At 70.5% G+C, this 19,365-nt stretch carries 12 protein-coding genes; 4 read left to right on the top strand and 8 right to left on the bottom strand.

The window, feature by feature from the left end; all coding sequences use genetic code 11:
• The 4 genes from ACFWUR_RS03955 to ACFWUR_RS03940 all read right to left on the bottom strand — a co-directional run bounded on the left by ACFWUR_RS03955 (position 1) and on the right by ACFWUR_RS03940 (position 3,776).
• Positions 1 to 780, bottom strand: a complete 780-nt coding sequence (locus ACFWUR_RS03955; RefSeq protein ID WP_378901429.1) for a hypothetical protein — start codon at positions 778 to 780, stop codon at positions 1 to 3.
• 206 nt (positions 781 to 986) lie between these two features.
• Positions 987 to 2,411: an NAD(P)/FAD-dependent oxidoreductase gene (locus tag ACFWUR_RS03950; RefSeq protein ID WP_378901426.1), complete on the bottom strand. Its 1,425-nt coding sequence runs from the start codon at positions 2,409 to 2,411 to the stop codon at positions 987 to 989.
• Between the two features lie 177 nt (positions 2,412 to 2,588).
• Complete coding sequence (locus ACFWUR_RS03945; protein WP_378901590.1) at positions 2,589 to 3,326, bottom strand: tat pathway signal sequence; 738 nt, start codon at positions 3,324 to 3,326, stop codon at positions 2,589 to 2,591.
• 243 nt (positions 3,327 to 3,569) lie between these two features.
• Positions 3,570 to 3,776, bottom strand: coding sequence for a hypothetical protein (locus ACFWUR_RS03940; RefSeq protein ID WP_378901423.1), 207 nt, complete (start codon positions 3,774 to 3,776; stop codon positions 3,570 to 3,572).
• A gap of 189 nt (positions 3,777 to 3,965) precedes the next feature.
• Here ACFWUR_RS03940 and recC point away from each other — a divergent pair, with 189 nt between their 5' ends.
• From recC to recD, 3 genes are read left to right on the top strand one after another with little or no spacing between them, the layout of a single operon-like run.
• On the top strand, positions 3,966 to 7,412 hold the full coding sequence (gene recC, locus ACFWUR_RS03935; protein ID WP_378901421.1) for an exodeoxyribonuclease V subunit gamma: 3,447 nt from the start codon (positions 3,966 to 3,968) through the stop codon (positions 7,410 to 7,412).
• The gene (locus tag ACFWUR_RS03930) at positions 7,409 to 10,771 is read left to right on the top strand and encodes a UvrD-helicase domain-containing protein (protein WP_378901419.1); all 3,363 of its coding nucleotides are present in this window, start codon (positions 7,409 to 7,411) and stop codon (positions 10,769 to 10,771) included. Before recC ends, ACFWUR_RS03930 begins: the two co-directional genes overlap by 4 nt.
• Positions 10,768 to 12,723 (top strand): exodeoxyribonuclease V subunit alpha, encoded by a 1,956-nt coding sequence (recD, locus tag ACFWUR_RS03925; RefSeq protein WP_378901416.1) that lies wholly within the window; start codon positions 10,768 to 10,770, stop codon positions 12,721 to 12,723. The genes ACFWUR_RS03930 and recD overlap by 4 nt, the downstream gene beginning before the upstream one ends.
• 93 nt (positions 12,724 to 12,816) lie before the next feature.
• Here recD and ACFWUR_RS03920 read toward each other — a convergent pair whose 3' ends face one another.
• From ACFWUR_RS03920 to ACFWUR_RS03905, 4 genes are all read right to left on the bottom strand, one after another.
• The gene (locus ACFWUR_RS03920; protein WP_378901413.1) at positions 12,817 to 15,048 is read right to left on the bottom strand and encodes a DUF4153 domain-containing protein; all 2,232 of its coding nucleotides are present in this window, start codon (positions 15,046 to 15,048) and stop codon (positions 12,817 to 12,819) included.
• 72 nt (positions 15,049 to 15,120) lie between these two features.
• Entirely contained in the window at positions 15,121 to 16,128 is a 1,008-nt protein-coding gene (locus ACFWUR_RS03915; RefSeq protein ID WP_378901587.1) for an ATP-binding protein, read from the bottom strand.
• A 35-nt stretch (positions 16,129 to 16,163) separates the two neighbouring features.
• Positions 16,164 to 16,865 carry a response regulator gene (locus ACFWUR_RS03910; protein WP_378901410.1) on the bottom strand — a complete coding sequence of 234 codons (702 nt, stop codon included), beginning with the start codon at positions 16,863 to 16,865 and terminating at the stop codon, positions 16,164 to 16,166.
• A gap of 90 nt (positions 16,866 to 16,955) precedes the next feature.
• Positions 16,956 to 17,636: a TetR/AcrR family transcriptional regulator gene (locus ACFWUR_RS03905; protein WP_378901408.1), complete on the bottom strand. Its 681-nt coding sequence runs from the start codon at positions 17,634 to 17,636 to the stop codon at positions 16,956 to 16,958.
• A gap of 146 nt (positions 17,637 to 17,782) precedes the next feature.
• On the opposite strand from ACFWUR_RS03905, the gene ACFWUR_RS03900 reads away from it, so the two are divergent.
• Positions 17,783 to 19,357, top strand: coding sequence for a succinic semialdehyde dehydrogenase (locus tag ACFWUR_RS03900; RefSeq protein ID WP_378901406.1), 1,575 nt, complete (start codon positions 17,783 to 17,785; stop codon positions 19,355 to 19,357).
• Positions 19,358 to 19,365: the final 8 nt, after the last annotated feature.

The raw sequence follows: 19,365 nt of genomic DNA, 5'->3' as shown, positions 1-19,365 counted from the left end.
TCAAGCGTTGACGAGCTCCGCGTCCGTCTCTGCGGCCTCGGGGGTGATCCCACGCGGCGGCGCGAGGAACCCGCTCGCGGCACCCACCGCCGCACCGATGCCGGCGCCGACGACCGTGACGGGGATCGACACGGCCATGTACGCGGCCATGCCACCCAGGATCGGGCCCGCGACCAAGCCGATCGGCAGGAACGGAACACCGGCCACGAGCCCGGCCAACGCACCGCCCGTGCTGGCCATCATCGCGAACGGGATGGCCACGGTGGAACCGACCGCCGCACCCCTGGCCGCCGAGCCGAGGGTCTCGGAGGCGATCCGGTCCGAGCGGCTGCGCTCGAGCCCGACCGAGTCGAGGAACGTCGCCAGGTTGGCCTCGGTGGTGGCCGCGGCGTCGTTGATCTGGATCGAGGTGTCCACCGGTACGAAGTCCGGCACCGGCACCTGCTGGTCACCGAAGCGGAACTGCCCCGGCGGGGGCAGGATCGGTGGCACCGGCGCGACCGCGGTCGGTGCGTGCAGCGGACCCACCGGAGACAGGTAGTCCATTTCCGGGCCTGTCCGCGACCACTGCAGTGAGCTGCGGGTGTTCGCCGGCATCGGCTGGCCCACATACGGGGTGGCGTTGGGCGCCACCGCGTCGAATTCCGGTCCGGCCTGATGTTCGGGCTGAGTCACCGCCGCCTGCGCGGGATCGGCATTCGCGGTGCCCGTGCCGATCAGGGCCATGACCAGGGGTACCGCTCCGGCAGCGACGACCGAACCTACCTTCTGTCGCTGCAAGTTCGGCGCCCTGTGTTTCCCCGTCGCCATAGATCACCTTTCATCCTGGGGATTGGTCACACATATGACCTCCGACATTCGGATCGGCGCCCGGCTCGGATGGGTCCGAAACGTCGGCAACCCGCAATATCGGCATGCGGAAAGGGGACGGGAACGACGAAGGCCGGGTGGTTCGACGGAACCACCCGGCCTTCGTGACAAACGAATTATCCGGTCGTGCGCTGCTTTTCGGTGAGCGGTGCGGCGGCCCGCGGCGGGGCGCCCACATCGGCCGCGAGTTCGTTGGCTTCGGCCTGATCGGCGTTGACCTCCTCGATCGCGAGCCGCGCGAAGATCCACTGTTCGGTCGCCGCCATCTGACCGCGGTTGCGGCCGAGGAACGACACGAACCAGCCGATCACGGTGACGATCCGGCTGCGGTAGCCGACCAGGTAGTACAGGTGCAGAGCCAGCCAGGCGAGCCAGGCCAGGAAACCGCTGAACTCGAGCTTGCCGATCTGGCAGACCGCGTCGAACCGCGAGATCGTGGCCATCGAGCCCTTGTTGAAGTACTTGAACGGCTTGCGCTCGGCGGGGGTCTGACCGTGCAGCCCGGCCTTGATCGCCTTGGCCGCGTAGGTGGAACCCTGGATGGCGCCCTGCGCCTGCCCCGGCACGCCGGGCACCGACATCAGGTCGCCGACCACGAACACGTTCGGATGACCCTTGACGGTGAGGTCGGGCTCCACGATGACGCGGCCCGCCCGGTCGACTTCGGTGCCGTCGGAGCGTTCGGCGATCATCTTGCCCAGCGGACTGGCCTGCACGCCCGCCGACCACACCTTGCAGACGGCTTCGATCCGGCGGGTGGTGCCGTCGGCGTCCTTGACGATCACGCCGTGCGCGTCGACATCGGTCACCATGGCGTTGAGCTGGATCTCCACGCCCATCTTCTCGAGCCGCTTGGCCGCCTTGGCGCCGAGCTTGGGACCCATCGGGCCGAGCACCGCACCGGCGCCCTCCAGCAGGATCACGCGCGCGTCGCGCGGATCGATGGTGCGGAAGGTGCCGTCGAGGGTGCGATCGGCGAGTTCGGCGATCTGGCCCGCCAACTCCACACCGGTCGGGCCCGCGCCGACGACGATGAACGTCATCAGGCGGTCGCGCTCTTCGGTGGTGGTCGCCAGTTCGGCTTGCTCGAACGAGCCGAGGATGCGCGCGCGCAACTCGAGGGCGTCGTCGATGGTCTTCATGCCGGGCGCGTAGGTGGCGAAATGATCGTTGCCGAAATACGACTGCTGGGCTCCGGTCGCGACGATCAGGCTGTCGAAGCCGGTCACGGTGTCGCGGTTGAGTAGTCGCGAGGTGACCTTCTTGTTCGCGAGGTCGACGTCGATCACGTCGCCGAGCAGCACCTGCGCGTTCTTCTGCTTGCGCAGCACCAGGCGAGTGGCCGGGGCGATCTCGCCGGTGGAGAGGATGCCCGTGGCCACCTGGTAGAGCAGCGGCTGGAACAGGTGGGTCGACGTCTTGGAGATGAGAGTGATGTCGACATCGGCTCTGCGCAGATGCCGGGTTCCGAACAAACCGCCGAACCCGGAACCGATCACCACGACATGGTGGCGCTGGTTCCCGACAGACTCAGTGCTCATCGTCCTGCTCCTCGACAGACTGGGGCGGGCCCCGCGGTGGTGGTGACAGGGTCAACCGTAGTCGGCTCCGGTAGCACCGTCGCCACGAGAGCCCGATCTCGGTGTGTGGTGCGTTGTCTCATCGAACGACAAGATCGACCTTACGTGATCGCCGGGCCCGGCAAGGTATGCCGTGACTCAGCGACCGGCGAGCAGGATTTCGGCCACCCGGGTATCGGTCTCGGCACCGTCGGTGTAGCCACCGGCCCCGCCGAGCGCGTTCATGATCGACAGGGTGTAGCGCTCGCCGTCGCCCGCGACGCCGACCGAATTGACCACCCAGCCGTCGGCCTCGGCCGACCAGCCGTTCTTCAGGCCCGGCCGCATCGACGGGCCCGCGCCCCACACACCCCAGTGCTGGTTGGAGTCGACCGAGCGCATCCGGTCGAGCAGGTAGGCCAGATCGTCGGTATGCATGGTGTCGAGGATGGTGTTCATCAGCCGATCCAGGTCGGCGGCGGTGCACTTCTGGAACGACCAGTCCGGGAACAGCGCGGTCGAGGTCGGCTGGGGGATCAGGCTGACCATGCCGTAGGCGCGGAACGCGTTGTTGTAGGCCATCCGGTCGATGCCGATGTACTTGTTCCACAGCACGTCGGTGGCGTGATCGTTGGAGGTGGCCAGCATCGCCTCGATGTTGAAGCGGTCGTCGGGGGACAGGCCGATGGCGCCGACGCGGGCCCGGTTGAGCAGGTCGGCGGCGATGGCCAGCTTGATCGTGGACGCGGTCCAGACCTGGTTCTCGGCATGTTCGTTGGCGTAGGTACCGCCGGTCACGCGGTCGCGCAGCACGTAGCCGAGGGCGCCGGGGCGTCCGGCGAGATAGGCGTCGGCCCGCGCGATCCGGGCGCTCATGTCGGCGTCGAATCCCGGCATCGACACCTGGGTCGACACCGGTGGCGCCGCATAGGCCGGAGCGACGAGAACAGGCACGCCCGGAGTGAGGACGACGGCGGCGGCGAGCAGGCAGGCAGTAGCTGCGACTCGGGAAACGACACGAGTGGAAGGAGAACGGTCACGCACGAGGGACCACACTCGCACACCGGAGGCCCGAACGCACTACTTCACCGTAAATCCGACCCCCGACGACAGCGCTGTTGCGGCACACGGGAATTGCGTTCAGTGGTGCGCGGCGTGCGGTGTGGCGATGGTGCAGCCGTTGAGGCGGTGGCAGTGCTCGAACGCTTCGCCGTGCCGGTCCAGCGGCCACGCGTGCAGTATCTGATCAGGCCCGTAGCGTCGGGAATTGATCAGCTCCCAGCGTGCGCCCACGCGGCGGACGATGAAGCCGCCATCGGGAACCAGGGGATACACCTGCGCGATCATGAAACGAAACCAGCCTTTCGCCCGCGGCCGTACTGTCCCACCCGAACCGCCACGATCCCACGGTCGGCGCAGGGGGTCGCGCAGGCATGGCCGCGACACTGTGCGGTGTGGCGTATCTCACTAACCCGGTCCAGTGGTAGTGGCGGGGCCGCGCAATTGCGGGTAGGTCGCTGGGCGTATAAACAACGGATGCCGTTGCACCTCCATCGCGCCGAACGCGCCGACGCGCTGGCCGATGGACTGGGGCGTCTACTGGGGGAAGTGCCCGCCGATCCTTTCGTCTCCGACGTGGTCGCGGTGCCGGCCAAGGGGGTGGAGCGCTGGTTGGCGCAACGGCTGTCGGGCGTGCTCGGTGTGGGGGTTCGAGGTGGCATCGCCGACGCCACGGTGGCGGATTCCCGGACGGTCGGTGACGGGGTGGCCGCGAACATCGTGTTCCCGGCGCCCGCCGCACTCGTTGCCGAGGTGCTGGCCGGGGCGAGCGGGGTCGCGCCCGCCGACGATCCGTGGAGCGGTCAACGCCTGGTGTGGACGCTGGTGCGGGTGATCGACGAGGTCGCCGACCAGCCGTGGGCCGCGGTCCTCGCGCGCCATCTCGGCCTTCCCGGCACCGACCACCGCCTCGGCAGGCGCTACGCGACCGCCGCCCATCTCGTCGCGCTCTTCGACTCCTACGCCGCGCAACGCCCGCAGGTGCTGCTCGATTGGGTCGCGGGCGCGGACACCGACGGCGCGGGCGGGCCGGTGCCCGACGACCTCGGGTGGCAACCGCGGTTGTGGCGAGCCCTGCGCGCGGCGGTGGGGTCGCCGAGCCCCGCGGAACGGCTCGCCGACGCGTGCGCCCACCTGCGCGCCCGACCCGATGCGGTCGAGCTGCCCGAGCGGGTGTCGCTGTTCGGCCTCACCCGCCTGCCCGCCGATCAGTTGGCCGTCGTCACCGCGCTCGCTGCCCACCGCGACGTCCATCTCTGGTTGTCGCATCCGAGCCCGAGCATGTGGATCGCGCTCGGCGGCGGCGGCGCCGTCCTGCCCGGCGAGACCGCCGCGGCGGACACGGCGGCGGGCCTAGCTGATCTCGGCGCCGCGGACGCGCTGTCCCCGATCGCGCCGATTCGACCGCGCGCCGCGGACCACACCGCCGATCTCGTCTCCCACCCACTGCTGTCCGGGCTGGCCAGGGATGTCCGGGAACTGCAACAACGCCTCGAGCCGGTGCTGGACAGCGACGTGCACCTGCCCGGCGAGACCACCGCCCGGTCCCTGCTCGGTGCGCTGCAGACCGCCATCCGTGCCGACCGTGTTCCGGAGAAGGGCGCGGTCCCGGACGGCAGTGTCGAGATACACGCGTGTCACGGTTCGGCCCGGCAGGTCGAGGTGCTGCGGGATCTGCTGCTGACGACCTTCGCGGCGGACCCGACCCTCGAACCGCGCGACGTGCTGATCATGTGCCCGGATGTAGAGGCGTTCGCACCGCTGGTGCGGGCGGCGTTCGGGCAGCGTGGGTCCGGTGTCGACCTACCCGACGAAGGCGAACATCCGGCGCATCAGCTGCGGGTGCGGCTCGCCGATCGCGGGCGGGCGGTGACCAACCCGATGCTGGCGGTGGTGATCGAACTGCTCGAACTGGCCGACGGTCGCGTCACGGTGACGCAGGTGCTCGACCTGGCGGCGAGTGAAACCGTGCGCCGCCGTTGCGGTTTCGACGATGACGACATCGAACGGCTCCGCGAGTGGGCCGCCGAGTCGGGCGCGCGGTGGGGGATCGGGCAGCGTCAACGCGAGGCGTTCGGGCTGGCCGATTTCGCCCAGAACACCCTCAATGCCGCGGTGGACCGCATTCTGCTCGGCGTCACGGCCGACGAATCCGGGGACGACTGGCTGGATCTGGCGTTGCCCCTCGACGATGTCGACTCCAACGACGTCGACCTCGCAGGTCGCTTCGCCGAGTTCATCGACCGGCTCGCGGTCTGCCTGCGCGACCTGCGCGGCCCGCGGCCCGCCGCCGACTGGACCGCCGTGCTGCTGCGGGCCGTCGAACTGCTCACCGATGTGCCCGACTCGCAGTCGTGGATCCGCACCGAAGCGCGCCGCGAGATCGTCGCCGCGACCGAACACGCGGGCGCGACCCCGCTGCGTCTGGCCGACGTGTCGGTCCTGCTGACCGGCCGGCTGGCGGGCGGCCCGGGCCGCGCGAACTTCCGCACCGGCGAACTCACCGTGTGCACCCTGGTCCCGATGCGTTCGGTGCCGCACCGGGTGGTGGTCCTGCTCGGCCTCGACGACGACGTCTTCCCCCGCCCGGGCAGTGTCGACGGTGACGACCTGCTGGCCCGCGACCCGCTCGTCGGCGAACGCGACGCCCGCAGCGAAGACCGGCAACTGCTGCTGGACGCGGTGATGGCGGCAGGAGACAAACTGCTGGTGCTGCACTCCGGCGCCGACCCGGTGACCGGCGCCGCCCGTCCGCCCGCGGTTCCGGTCGCCGAGTTGCTCGACGTGCTCGCCACCCAGGTGGGGCCGGCGGCGATGGACGCCGTTCGTATCCGCCACCCCCTCCAGTCCTTCGACCGCCGCAACTTCGCCCCCGAGAACCCGCGCAGCTTCGACGCGGTCGCCCTGGCCGGTGCGCGTGCCGCGGCCCGCCCGTCACGACCGCGGTCACCGCTGCTCACCGCTGCGCTGCCGCCCGCGCCGGCGGCGGATGTCGCACTGGCGGAACTGATCTCGTTCGCCGAACATCCGGTGCGCGCGTTTCTGTGGCAGCGGCTCGGCCTGCGGGTGCCCGAAGAATCCGAGGACATCGCCGATCAGCTCCCGATCGAACTCGACGGACTGGCGAAGTGGGACCTCGGCGAGCGAATGCTGACCGCCCGCCTCACCGGCGCCGACCCGGCCGGACTGCGCGCCGCCGAATGGCGTCGGGGAACGTTGCCCCCCTTCGGTTTCGGCGCCAAGGTCCTCGACGAAGTGGAAGGCACGGTCGATACCCTCGTCCGTACCGCGCTGCCCGACTACGAGGCGCCCGCGCGCGCGGTCGACATCGGCATCGACCTCGGCAACGGCCGCACTCTCGCGGGCACTGTGCCCGAGGTCCGCGGTGAGACGTTGGTGCGCACCACCTATTCGCGTCTGGCGCCCAAACACCGACTCGCGTCCTGGGTTTCGCTGCTCGCTCTCGCCGCCACCGAAGACCGCTCCTGGCAGGCGGTCAGTACCGGACGAGGCCAATTCCGTAGCCGACCGGTGGCCCGATCGGTGATCACCGCACCCGAAGCGCCTGCCGCACTGGCGATCCTGCGTGATCTGGTCCGACTGCGCGACGAAGGACTGTGCGAACCGCTGCCCTGCGCGCCCGCCGCCACCGCCGCGTACGCCGAGCGCCGTTTCCGCGGTGACAGCGTCGCCGATGCCCTGCTCGCCGCCGAACACGCTTTCGACGGCGGCCCCAACGGGCCCGACAAATTCGGTGACCACACCGACCGCTACCTGCGCTACGTCTGGGGCCGCGCACCCCGATTCGACCGTCTCGCCACCGAACCCTGCCGCCCCGGCGAGCCGGAGAGTACCCACTTCGGTGCTCTCGCGCGCCGCTGGTGGGCGCCGCTGCTCGCCGCCGAGAGTCAGGGACAGCCGTGACCGGAACCGTCTCGGCGCCGACCGCTTTCGACGCCACCGGCCCGCTGCCCGAGGGCACCACCGTGCTGGAGGCCAGCGCGGGCACCGGCAAAACGCACGCGATCGTCGGGCTCGCGGTCCGCTATGTCGCCGAGGCCGGCATCGCGATCACCGAACTGCTCCTGGTCACATTCAGCCGCGCCGCCACCCAGGAACTGCGCGAACGCACCAGGGATCGTTTCGTGACGGTGGCGACCGCGCTGGCCGAGCCCGACACCGCGCGGCATCACCAGGACGAACTGGTCCGCGCGCTGGCCGACACCCACCCCGCGACCGTGCGCCTGCGCAGGCATCGATTGCTCACCGCCCTGGCCGATTTCGACGCCGGCACCATTGCCACCACCCACTCGTTCTGCCAGCGAATGCTCGACGAACTCGGCCTCGCCGGTGAACACGATCCGGGCGCCCGCCTGGTCGAATCGGTGGACGAACTCGTCGCCACCGTCGCCGACGACCTGTATCTGGCCCGCTACGCCCGCGACCGCGCCCCCTTCACGCTGCGCGAGGCCCGCACCCTGGCACTGGCGGCGGTCCACGACCGGCACGCCGACCTCGCGCCGCGCACCGACGGAGCGGCGGGCGAGCGCGTCGCCTTCGCGAGCGCGGTACGCGCCGAGACCGAACGCCGCAAGCGCCGTGCCGGACTGCGTGACTTCGACGATCTGCTGGTGCTGCTGCACGACGTGCTGGCCGACCCCGAACACGGGCCACGCGCCTGCGCCCGGATCCGGCAGCGGTATCGGGTCGCGCTGGTCGACGAGTTCCAGGACACCGATCCGCTGCAGTGGGACATCCTGCGCTCGGCCTTCCACCGGCATGCCACCCTCGTACTGGTCGGCGACCCGAAACAGGCCATCTACGCCTTCCGTGGCGCCGAAGTGCTCAGCTACCTCGACGCCGTGGCGCTGGCGGATCGACGCAGTGAGCTCACCCGCAACTGGCGCAGCGACGCCGGACTGCTGCGTGCCGTCGATCACCTGTGCGGCGGTGCGGAATTGGGGCACCCCGAGATCAGCGTGTACCCGGTCACCCCGACGCGGCCGTCGACCAGCCTGCACGGGGAACCGGACGCCACCACCGCGCTGCGACTGCGGGTGCTGCCGCGCACCGGGGCGGGTCCGCGCAATCGGTCGGGGTTCCCGTCGGTCGGCAGGCAGCGGGCCAAGGTGGCCGACGACCTGGCCGCCGACATCGTCACCCTGCTCGAATCCGGGACCACCATCGACGCCAAACCCGTTCGCGGCGGCGATCATTCGCTGCGCGAGGTCGGCGACGGCCGGGTGCGCAGGCCGATCGGGCCCGGCGATGTCGCGGTGCTGGTACGCACCAGATCCCAGATCGACGTGGTGCGTGCGGCGTTGGACCGGGTGGGGGTCGCCTCCGTCCTCGCCGGTGGCACGAGCGTGTTCGCGACACCCGCCGCCACCGACTGGCTGTGGGTGTTGCGCGCGCTGGAACAGCCGCATCGCGGCGACCGGGTGCGGCTGGCGGCGTGCACCCCGATCCTCGGCGTCACCGTCGCCGACATCGACGCGGGCGGCGCGGATCTCGTCGGCCGGGTCTCCACCCAGTTGCGCGACGCCGCGCGATTGTTCACCCGCGCCGGATTCGCCGCCGTGTTCGACAAGCTCGCCACCGAAACCGATCTCGCGCCGCGCCTGCTCGCGGTGGACAACGGCGAACGCGAACTCACCGACCTGCGCCACATCGCGCAGCTGCTCGACGAGATCGCACTGGCGGAGGGGCTGGGACTGACCGCGCTCACCCGCTGGCTCGCCGACCGCGTGCGCGAGCCGGAAGCGGGCAGCATCAGCGGCCGCAGCCGCAGGCTCGATCGGGACGCGGCTGCCGTGCAGATTGCCACCGTGCACGCCAGCAAAGGTCTCGAATTCCCCATCGTCTACCTGCCTTTCACCTGGGACAGCGCCAAGAATCCGTATCCGGCGACGCTGCTGTTCCACGACGACGACGGCACCAGGGTTCTCGATATCGGCGGCAAGGAGGCCCCCGGGTACGGAGAGCGCCAATTGCGCTGTGAGGCCGAGGAATCGGGCGAGGAGCTGCGGCTGCTGTATGTGGCGCTGACCCGGGCGATGTGCCAGGTCGTGGCCTGGTGGGCGCCCGCGGTGACCACCGGCGCCGCACCGCTGCACCGGATGATGCTGGGCAGACGGCCGGGTTCGGCGCAGGTACCGCGTCGCGCCGAGATTCCCGCCGACACCGCTGCGGCGCAACGGATCTCCGAGTGGGCAGCGTCTGCCTCGGACGTGATCTCGGTGACCGTGGTCGATCGCCCCGAGGACGTGGCGCCCCGGCGGGTACGCACCGAACTGCCGACCGGTGAGCTGGCGGCCGCCGGGTTCACCCGCACACTCGACCAGCACTGGCGGCGGACGTCGTATTCGGCGCTCACCGCGGGTGCGCACGACGCCCCGGGCGTGCGCGACTCCGAACCCGAGGACGGGCCGGGTCCGGACGACGAGCCGACCGAGGCGCCGGTCGACGCACTGACCGGCAGCACCGGCGCGCCGTCGTTGATGAACGGGCTGCCCTACGGCGCCGAGTTCGGCACACTGGTCCACGGCGTCCTCGAAACGGTCGACACCTCGGTGCCCGACCTCGCCGCCGAGGTGCGCCGACGGTGTGTCGAGGCGGTCGAGCACACGATGGCCGAGCTCGACGTCGACCTGCTCTCGACCGCGCTGCTCGAAGTTCTGCGCACCCCCGCCGATTTCGGTTCCCTGGCCGCGATCGCGACCCGCGACCGGCTCAACGAACTGGAATTCGAGCTGCCGCTCGGTGGTGGTGATACCCCGGGTCCGCGCTCGGCCGGGATGCACGCCGTCGCCGCGTTGCTGCGCACCCACCTGCCCGCCGACGACGACCTGGCCGGGTACGCCGATCACGTTGCCGCGCTGCCCGATACGGTGCTGCGCGGCTATCTCACCGGCAGCATCGACGCCGTCCTGCGGGTGCCCGACGACACGGGCGAGCTCCGCTATCTGATCGTCGACTACAAGACCAACCGGCTCGGCACCGGCGACCTCACCGTCGAGCACTACCGCCGCGAACACATGGTCGCGGAGATGATCCGCTCCCACTACCCGCTACAGGCGCTGCTGTATGCCGTGGCGCTGCATCGTTATCTGCGGTGGCGACTGCCGAACTACGATCCCGCCCGCCATCTCGGTGGCGCCAGGTATCTGTTCGTGCGCGGCATGATCGGCGCGTCGACGCCACCGGGGCACGGCGTGTTCGATTGGTACCCGTCGGCGGAACTCGTGGTCGCGCTGTCGGATCTGCTCGCGGGGCCGCGATGACATCGATTCAGGTGGCGCAGCGGGGTACCGGGTTGCTGCGAGTGTTCAACGAAGCCGGCGTGCTGTCCGCGGCGGACGTGCACGTCGCGGTGCGGTTGGGCCGGATGGGACGTGAGGACAGCGAGGACGTGCTGTTCGCGGCGGCGCTGGCCGTGCGCGCGGTGCGCTCGGGCTCGGTGTGTCTCGAGCTGTCCCGAATGCGCGAGATCGGCATCGACGCCGACGAAACCCGCGACAGCGCCACGGGCATCGACCCGGCGACCCTGCCGTGGCCCGACACCGATCGAGTACTGGGGGCGCTGCGTCGCAGTCCGCTGATCCGCGGTGGACAGTCCGGGCCGCTGCGCCCGCTGCGGATCGTCGAAGCCGACGCCGAGGGCGGCGCGCTGCTCTACCTCGACCGGTACTACCAGCAGGAGCAGATCCTGCGGCGCGTACTCACCGAGCGCAGCACCGACCACCCCGTCGTCGACACCGAACTCGTTCGCGCGCAGCTGGATCGGCTCTTCGCCGACCCACTCGGCGACGGCCCGGACCGGCAACGCCTGGCCGCCGCCCTCGCCGCGACCCACTGGACCACCGTGGTCGCCGGTGGACCCGGTACCGGCAAAACCCACACCATCGCCCGCATCCTGGCCCTGCTCACCGCCCACCGCGCCGCCTCGCCGAAGTTGCCCGCCCTGCGGACAGCCCTCGCCGCCCCCACCGGCAAAGCCGCCGCCCGCCTGCAGGAAGCGGTGCGCGAGCAGGCCGCCGTCCTCGGCCTGCCCGAACTCACCGCCTCCACCCTGCACCGCCTGCTCGGCTGGCAGCGTGGCCGCACCACCCGGTTCCGCCATCACGAGCACAACCGTCTGCCCTACGACGTGGTGGTGGTCGACGAGACGTCGATGGTGTCGCTGACGATGATGAGCCACCTCTTCTCCGCCCTGCGCCCCGACACCCGACTGGTCCTCGTCGGCGACCCCGACCAGCTCGCCTCGGTCGATGCGGGTGCGGTGCTGGCCGATCTCGTCGCCGGGCCGGTCAGCGGCGCGCCCAACCCGGCGCTTCGCGAGGTGCTCGGCCTCGATCTCGGTGGTCCGCGGTCGAGCCTGTCCACCGATTCCGGGGATGCGGCAGGCTCTGAAGTGTCGGCGAATCCGGCGCAGGCGGGTTCACTCACAGCCCTCGAACAGCGGCGCTTGCAAGGCGGGATCGTCCGGTTGACCAGGGGCAGGCGGTTCGGTGGTCGCATCGCCGACCTGGCGGTGGCGGTCCGCGCCGGCGATGCCGATGCGGCGCTGGCCATTCTGCGCGCGGGCGGCGACGACGTGTCGCTGTGCGCCCCCGACGACGTCCGCGCTGTGCGGGCGGACGTGACGAGCGCCGCCCTCGCCGTCACGGCCGCCGCCGACGCGGGCGACGCGATCGGCGCACTCACCGCGCTGGAATCCCACCGCCTGCTCTGCGCGCACCGCCAGGGCCCCTTCGGCGTCGAACGCTGGGACCGGATGGCGGCCGAGTGGGCGGCGGCCGGTGGCGCGGGACCCGAAGGGCCACAATCGGTCTGGTATCCCGGTCAACCGCTGCTGGTCACCGCCAACGATCACGAAGCCCGGATCTACAACGGCGACACCGGTGTCATCATCCGCCGACCCGACGGTTCGCTGCGTGCGGCGCTGCAGCGCGGCAGCGAGCCCTACCTGGTCCACCCCACGCAATTCCCGGCCGTGGTCACCGTTTTCGCCATGACCATCCACCGCAGCCAGGGCAGCCAGTACGACACCGTCTCGGTGGTTCTCCCCGAACCCGAGTCGACTCTGCTCACCAGGGAACTGCTCTACACGGCCATCACCAGGGCCCGCACCCACGTCCGGATCATCGGCACCGAGGACTCCATTCGTGCCGCGATCGGCCGCCGTGTTCTGCGAGCCAGCGGACTGTCCAGAACCGTTGCGCCACAAACGTAGTGGACACTGCCGCGACTATCGGCCGGGTTCATGGACCACAGACGGTCCGCACCGGTCGCGGTCGCCCGAGATGAGCGACCGCGTCCGCGCCGGTCAGCCGGCCGAGCTTCGTGACCAGTTCCAGGACCACCAGTGGTCCTCGTCGAGGTCGTCGAGGATCGGGGTCTCGATGTCGGTGCGCAGGTGTGCGGGCAGCGGGTCGAGGGCGGGCAGGATGTCGGGGGAGAGGTTGCTCAGGTAGTCCGCGTCCAAGCGGCCGCTGGTCTGCCATCGGTCGATATTGCGCTCGGCGACAAGGTGTTCCGGGTTGAGCACAGCCAGGGCGATAAGGGTGGCGAGCGCGGTGCCGATCGCCGCGCGCGGCACCCACGTCCCATGCAGTCGCGCGACGGCGATCAGCACCAGGACGTAGACGAGGCCGACCCAGAGCTCGCACGTGGTCACCAGCAGGCGCAGCACGGTGAACCCGTAGGCCTGCTGGTAGGTCCACATCCGGCCGAGGGCGGAGCACACGATGACCAGTGCCAGCACACTCACCGCGCTCAGCAGGATGCGCAGCGACCGCCGGTCGGCCGCGGTGTCGCGCGCCGACCAGTGCAGGACCGCCAGGATCACGGCCAACGTCAGGACGCTCACCGCGGACAGCTGCCAGAACCCGCTGCGCGCGTACTCGGCATAGGTCAGACCGGCGGTGCGCTGCACGTAATCGTCGCCGCCGAACAGCGCGACGAACTGAGCGCCGACGAACACCGCGAACAACACGGTCAACGCCCCGACCGGCAGCATCCACTCACTGCGTGACCAAAGCCGGCGCGGCCGAGCCGAATCCGTGGCACCGGCAGGTGGCCCCGCGAGCAGATACAGCGCACCCAACACTCCCACCGCGACCAGCGCGAACAAGAAGATCCACTGCCATGCCGCCGGCCCGTCCACCCGAGGAACGAGACCGTTCAACAACCCCGCGAAGGTCGCGTCCGCCCCGCCCAGCAGCGGCACGAACACCACCAGCAACGCCGCTGTCGCCGCGACGGAGATCCCGTATCGCCGCACACTCGAGGTCCCCGCCGACCGCGACTCCCGCAGCTCCGAGAATGCCCACGGCACAGCGCCGAACGTGGCCAGCGGCACCGCGAGCACGTCGTGCACGATGCCGCGCGTACTCCGCCGTCCCAGCACCGCCAACGATCCGGCAACACACGCCGCGAGCACGCACAGCACGAACAGCCATCCCGCCGCCCGGACCGTCCCCACGCCGAGCAGCAGCAGTGCCGCCGCTGCCAACCATGCTCGATCCCTGAGCGCAACAGGCTGGGCGGCAACGTCCTTCGGCGGCTCGTTGCGGTCGGCGGTGGATGCTTTCGCCGAGGTGTCGGCGGGCAGGCCGGTCCCACCGGATCCCACGGAGGGGTCGGACGTGCGCGCACCGGATGCCGAAGCCTCAGTCGCTGCGTCGGCAGCACCAGTTGCTCCGGTAGCGAGCGCCGACTTCGGTGCGGTCGAACCCGCTGCGGGGGTGGGCCGTGCGGCAGCGAGACCTTCTGCGGCGCTCGCCGACTCGGTGCCTTCGTCCAGGTCGGGGTCCGCTGGGTGACCGGTCGCGGAAGATTCGGCGGCCGCCGCGACCGCACCCGAATGCGGCGCGAGGGCATCGTGGCCCGGGGGAGACGCTGATTGCGCGGGTTCCGCGGCCGCGTCGTCGGCTGTAGACGGGTTCGTGGCGACCGGGGTGTCGGCGGATGACGTACCGGACGGCGCGGCTGATTCCGCGGGGTCGTTGCCGGACGTACCGCGGGTTCGTGCGCGGTAGTCGACCACACACAGGGCGCCGGTGACGGCGGTACCCGCGATCAGCCAGCCGATGCCGGGGCGGTCGAGCGGGATCACGGTGGCGCCGACGACACCGGCCAGTGCGGCGGCGGGAAGGACGCCGGGCGGGCGGGCTACCCGCTGCCAGCGTGGGGGCACCGGGGGGAGCGGCGGCGGCAGGGCGACCGCGTTCGGCCATGCGCCTGCTCGCGAATCGGTGGTATCCGGCCGGCGGACGGCGCGGCTCGCGGCAGGCGGCACCGTGTCGACCGGGCTCGGCGCGGCCACGTCGGCCGCCGCCGGGTTCTTGGTGAGGACTGCTGTCGACCGAGCACCGGATTCTGTCGCACCTACCAGCGGATCGTTTGCTGTGCCGCTGGTCTCGGGGGCAACATCGGTGGCCGCGGCACTCACCGGGCCGGTACCGGGCTGATCGGCGGCCGCCCGCGCAGGGGCATGGTGTTTGTCGGCGGCGCCGCGATCAGGCGTCGATCCCTCGGGTAGTGATGTGTCGGGCATGGTTTCCCCTCCTGGAGGTGTGCGGATGCGTCCCGGCACCTCGGTGCCGGGATGGTGATCGGGATGTCGGGGTCAGTCCGTGGGCAGGACGACGCGGATACGGGAGCCGGGGTCGGCGACGGCGATGGTGCCGCCGTGCAGGTCGATCACCCAGCGGGCGATGGCGAGACCGAGGCCGGTGCCGCCGCCGCCCGTGCGACCGCCGCGGGTGAAGCGGTCGAAGACGGTGGCGCGCTCGGCTTCCGGGATGCCGGGGCCGTCGTCCTGGATCTCGAGGACGGTCCCCTCGGGGCTTCGCGACGCCGAGACCCGGACCTCGCCGCCGGACGGTCCGTGCCTGGCCGCGTTGTCGAGCAGGTTGAACAGCACCTGGTGTAGGCGAGCCCGGTCGGCGAACACGGTGGCGTCGACAGGTGAGATCGACGTCGTGAACCGGACACCGCGACCGAGCGCGGCGGTCATCACCTCCGCTTCGGCGATCACCTCCGCCAACAGCGGTGTCAGCGGCAGGTGTTCGCGATCCAAGGTGAACGCGCCCGCTTCGATACTGGACAGGTCGAGCAGTTCGGAGACGAGCAGGCCCAGGCGTTCGGTCTGCGCCAGGGCGGTGCGCAGCGTCGCCGGATCGGGTTCGCTCACCCCGTCGACCAGGTTTTCCAGGACGGCGTGCAACGCGGTGACCGGCGTGCGCAGCTCGTGGGACACATTGGCGATCAGGTCGCGGCGTTGCCGGTCGGCGGCGGCCAGGTCGGCCGCCATCTGGTTGAACGCGGTGGCGAGCTGGCCCACCTCGTCACGTGAGGAGGCCCGCACGCGAAAGCTGTAGTCGCCCTGCGCCATTCGTCGGGCGGCCGCGGTCATCTCGCGCAGCGGCCGGGTGATTCCGTGGGCGAGGAACTGTGAGGTGAGCAGGGCGATCCCGATCGCGGCCACGGTGGTGCGCGGCGGCAGCCAGCCGATCTTGAGGCGGAAGTAGCCGAACGCGACACCGCCGGAGCACAACATCAACACGGCCAGTTTGAGTTTGATCGACTTCAGCCGATCCAGTGGACGCGGTAGCACGTCGGCGATCCGGTCCAGCAACGCCGCGAACGGTGCGGTGCGGTCCGGCGCGGTCATCGGGCGTCCAGCGCGTAGCCGACACCGTGCACGGTGCGGATGAGATCGGCACCGAGCTTGCGCCGCAACGCCTTCACATGCGAATCCACCGCTCGCGTCCCCGCCGCGTCGGACCAGTCCCAGATGTCCTCGAGCAACCGTTCCCTGGCCAGCACCGCCCGCGGACGTTGCGCGAGGCGGGTCAGCAAGTCGAATTCCAGGGGTGTGAGCCGTGCTTCGGTGTCGCCTCGCCACACTCGCCGCTCGGCGAGATCTATGCGCAGATCACCCACGACGATGCTGTCGTCGCCGCGCTCGGTGGCCCGGTCCACGCGCCGCAACAGGGCGTGCACGCGGGCGGCGAGCACCCGCATCGAGAACGGCTTGGTGAGATAGTCGTCGGCACCGACCCCGAGCCCGATGAGCTGGTCGGTCTCGTCGGTGCGCGCGGTGAGCATGAGAACGGGCACGTGGCGCTCGGCTTGAATCCGACGGCACACTTCCAGTCCGTCGAACCCCGGCAGCATCACGTCGAGGACCACCAGATCGGGCTCTGTGGCCAGGGCCGCCGCCACCGCGGCGGGTCCGTCGTGGGCCAGCTCGACGGTGAACCCTTCGGCGCGCAATCGGGCGGCCACCGACTCGGCGATCGTCACCTCGTCGTCGACCACCAGGATCCGGCGTGCCGCCTGTCCTGTCCCGCCCCCACTGTTTTCCATGGTGCGACCCTAGCGAGCGGGTGTGGAGGGTTGCGTCGCCAAATGTGAAGATTCTGTGTGGGGCAGGTCGGGCGGCGTGGACCCGAGTCGCTACGGGTCGGGGAACAGGCCGGGGAGTTCCATCGCGTAGGCGAGATCGTCACGGGTGCCGAGGGTGACCAGCAGGACCCGGATCATGGTCACCCTGGCCTCGGAGGCCAGCGCCGGGTCGGGATCGCTACCGGGCTCGCCGCCCACGGTGAGCCGGTAGACGACGTATTCGCACACGTGCAGCGCCGCGTCCAGGTCCAGCGGTGCGGGCACCGGGCGCCCTAGGTCGCCGAACGTCTTGCGCACCAGCTCGCGAATGTTGTCGAGCGCGCGCTCGCGGTAGCCGGAGACGACAGAGCCGGGATCGTGCAGCTCGGCGAACAGGGGCCGCAGCATCGGGCCGTGCCCGCGCGCCCAGTCCACGTACGCGTCGATCAGCCGGATGCCCAGCTGCACCGGCTCGTCGGTTCCCGCGAGAGCATCGCGGATGCCGCCGACGAGACCGTCGTTGGACGCGTCGAGCACCGCGTGCAGCGGTTCGGACGCATTGCCGAAATAGCGGTAGAAAGTGGGTCTGGCCAGCCCGGCCTCTTCGATGATCTGGGCGACGCTCAGCCCGCGCGACCCAGTGCGCGCGAACACCGCGGCCGTCGCCTCGACGATTCTGGCGCGGACTTCCTCGGCCTGCTCCTGGGTCTGCGGCGGGCGTCCGCGACGTACCGCCGTCGATTCCTCGGTCATCGCACCTCCCTCACCGCCGGTCATCGCGCACTGAAAGCTTGACACGAACCAGGGCGCTGGCATTAATCTAACACTAGTGTTCAGTAAATAGCCTGAACGTGCGCGACCTGTTCCGCGCGATCAACCGTCGACGAGAAGGGCCGACAATGACGACAGCCCCAGAGCTGACCGCCGAACCCACCGCGCTGCCCGCCGCGCTGGTCAAGCCCCTGTTCGAGCGCGGGATCGCCGGTGGCGCGCCGTCGGTCGCGATCCTGGCCCCGGCCACCGGCCACAAGATCGGCGATCTGCCGCAGTCCTCGGTCGCCGATATCGAGCGCGCCTTCGCCGTCGCCAGGCACGCGCAGCGCGACTGGGCCAAGGTGGGCGTCAAGCAGCGCGCCGAGATCGTGCGCCGCTTCCACGACATCGTCCTGGCCGAGCAGGACACCATTCTCGACATCGTGCAGACCGAGACCGGCAAGTCGCGTCCGCACGCCTTCGACGAGATCGCCGACGTGGCGCTGAACGCGCGTTACTACGCCGCCGTGGCACCCAAGCTGCTCGCCGAGCGCAAGCCCCGCGGCGTGCTGCCGGTGCTCACCTCGGTCGAGGTACGCAACCGGCCCAAGGGCGTCGTGGCGGTAATCTCGCCGTGGAACTACCCCCTCGCGCTGGCCGCCTCCGACGCGCTGCCCGCCCTGATCGCGGGCAACGCGGTCATCGCGCGCCCCGACAACCAGACAGCGCTGTCGGCACTGTGGGCCATCGACGCCGCCGAGCGCGCCGGGCTGCCGCGTGGTCTGTGGCAGGCCGTGCTCGGCCGTGGCCGCGAGATCGGCGGCGATGTGATCGCGCGCGCCGACTATGTCGACTACACCGGTTCCAGCGCCACCGGCCGCACCATCGCCCAGCAGGCCGGTGAGCGCCTCATCGGCTACTCCCTCGAGCTCGGCGGCAAGAACCCGCTGCTCGTGCTGGATGACGCCGATGTCTCCAAGGCCGCGAAACTGGCGGTGCGCGCGTGCTACTCGTCGGCCGGTCAGCTGTGTGAGTCGATGGAACGCATCTACGTCGACGCGTCGGTCTACGACCAGTTCGTCGCCGAATTCGTCGGCAATGTCAAGAACATGTCGCTGGGCGGCGAACTCGACTACAGCCGTGACATGGGGTCGCTGACCTTCCAGCGCCAGCTCGACACCGTCACCGCGCACGTCGACGACGCGGTCGCCAAGGGCGCCACGGTGCTCGCGGGTGGGCGCGCCCGTCCGGATCTGGGCCCCTACTTCTACGAGCCGACCGTGCTCGCCGATGTGGCGCCGGGCATGACCGTCTACCGCGAGGAGACCTTCGGCCCGGTCGTCTCGGTGTACAAGGTCGACTCCGACGACGCCGCCGTCGAGGCAGCCAACGACACCGCCTACGGCCTCAACGCCAGCGTGTGGAGCCGGGACGTGGACCGCGCCAAGGAGGTCGCCGCCCGGATCAACGCCGGTTCGGTGAACGTGAACGAGGGCTTCAGCGCCGCCTGGGGCAGCGTCGACGCGCCCTCGGGTGGTCTCGGCATCTCGGGCCAGGGGCGTCGCCACGGTCCGGAAGGCCTGCTGAAGTACATCGACACCCAGACCATCGCGGTGCAGCGGTTGCTGCCGATCGCGCCGCTGCCGGGCATGTCCGAGCAGATGTGGGCCAAGACGATGACGCTGGTTTTCGGTGTCATGAAGACGCTGCGCCAGAAGTAGCGGAACAC

The sequence above is a fragment of the Nocardia sp. NPDC058633 genome (genome assembly GCF_042717045.1).
GTDB lineage: Bacteria > Actinomycetota > Actinomycetes > Mycobacteriales > Mycobacteriaceae > Nocardia.
The sequence above is the reverse complement of the archived record's forward strand: the minus strand, read 5'-3'. Positions and strand labels throughout refer to the sequence as shown.

Coding starts and splice junctions, on each gene's coding strand:
- ACFWUR_RS03950 (WP_378901426.1), bottom strand. CDS start 2,411: ATGAGCACTGAGTCTGTCGGGAACCAGCGCCACCATGTCGTGGTGATC.
- ACFWUR_RS03945 (WP_378901590.1), bottom strand. CDS start 3,326: ATGCCGGGATTCGACGCCGACATGAGCGCCCGGATCGCGCGGGCCGAC.
- ACFWUR_RS03940 (WP_378901423.1), bottom strand. CDS start 3,776: ATGATCGCGCAGGTGTATCCCCTGGTTCCCGATGGCGGCTTCATCGTC.
- recC (WP_378901421.1), top strand. CDS start 3,966: ATGCCGTTGCACCTCCATCGCGCCGAACGCGCCGACGCGCTGGCCGAT.
- recD (WP_378901416.1), top strand. CDS start 10,768: ATGACATCGATTCAGGTGGCGCAGCGGGGTACCGGGTTGCTGCGAGTG.
- ACFWUR_RS03920 (WP_378901413.1), bottom strand. CDS start 15,048: ATGCCCGACACATCACTACCCGAGGGATCGACGCCTGATCGCGGCGCC.
- ACFWUR_RS03910 (WP_378901410.1), bottom strand. CDS start 16,865: ATGGAAAACAGTGGGGGCGGGACAGGACAGGCGGCACGCCGGATCCTG.
- ACFWUR_RS03905 (WP_378901408.1), bottom strand. CDS start 17,636: ATGACCGAGGAATCGACGGCGGTACGTCGCGGACGCCCGCCGCAGACC.
- ACFWUR_RS03900 (WP_378901406.1), top strand. CDS start 17,783: ATGACGACAGCCCCAGAGCTGACCGCCGAACCCACCGCGCTGCCCGCC.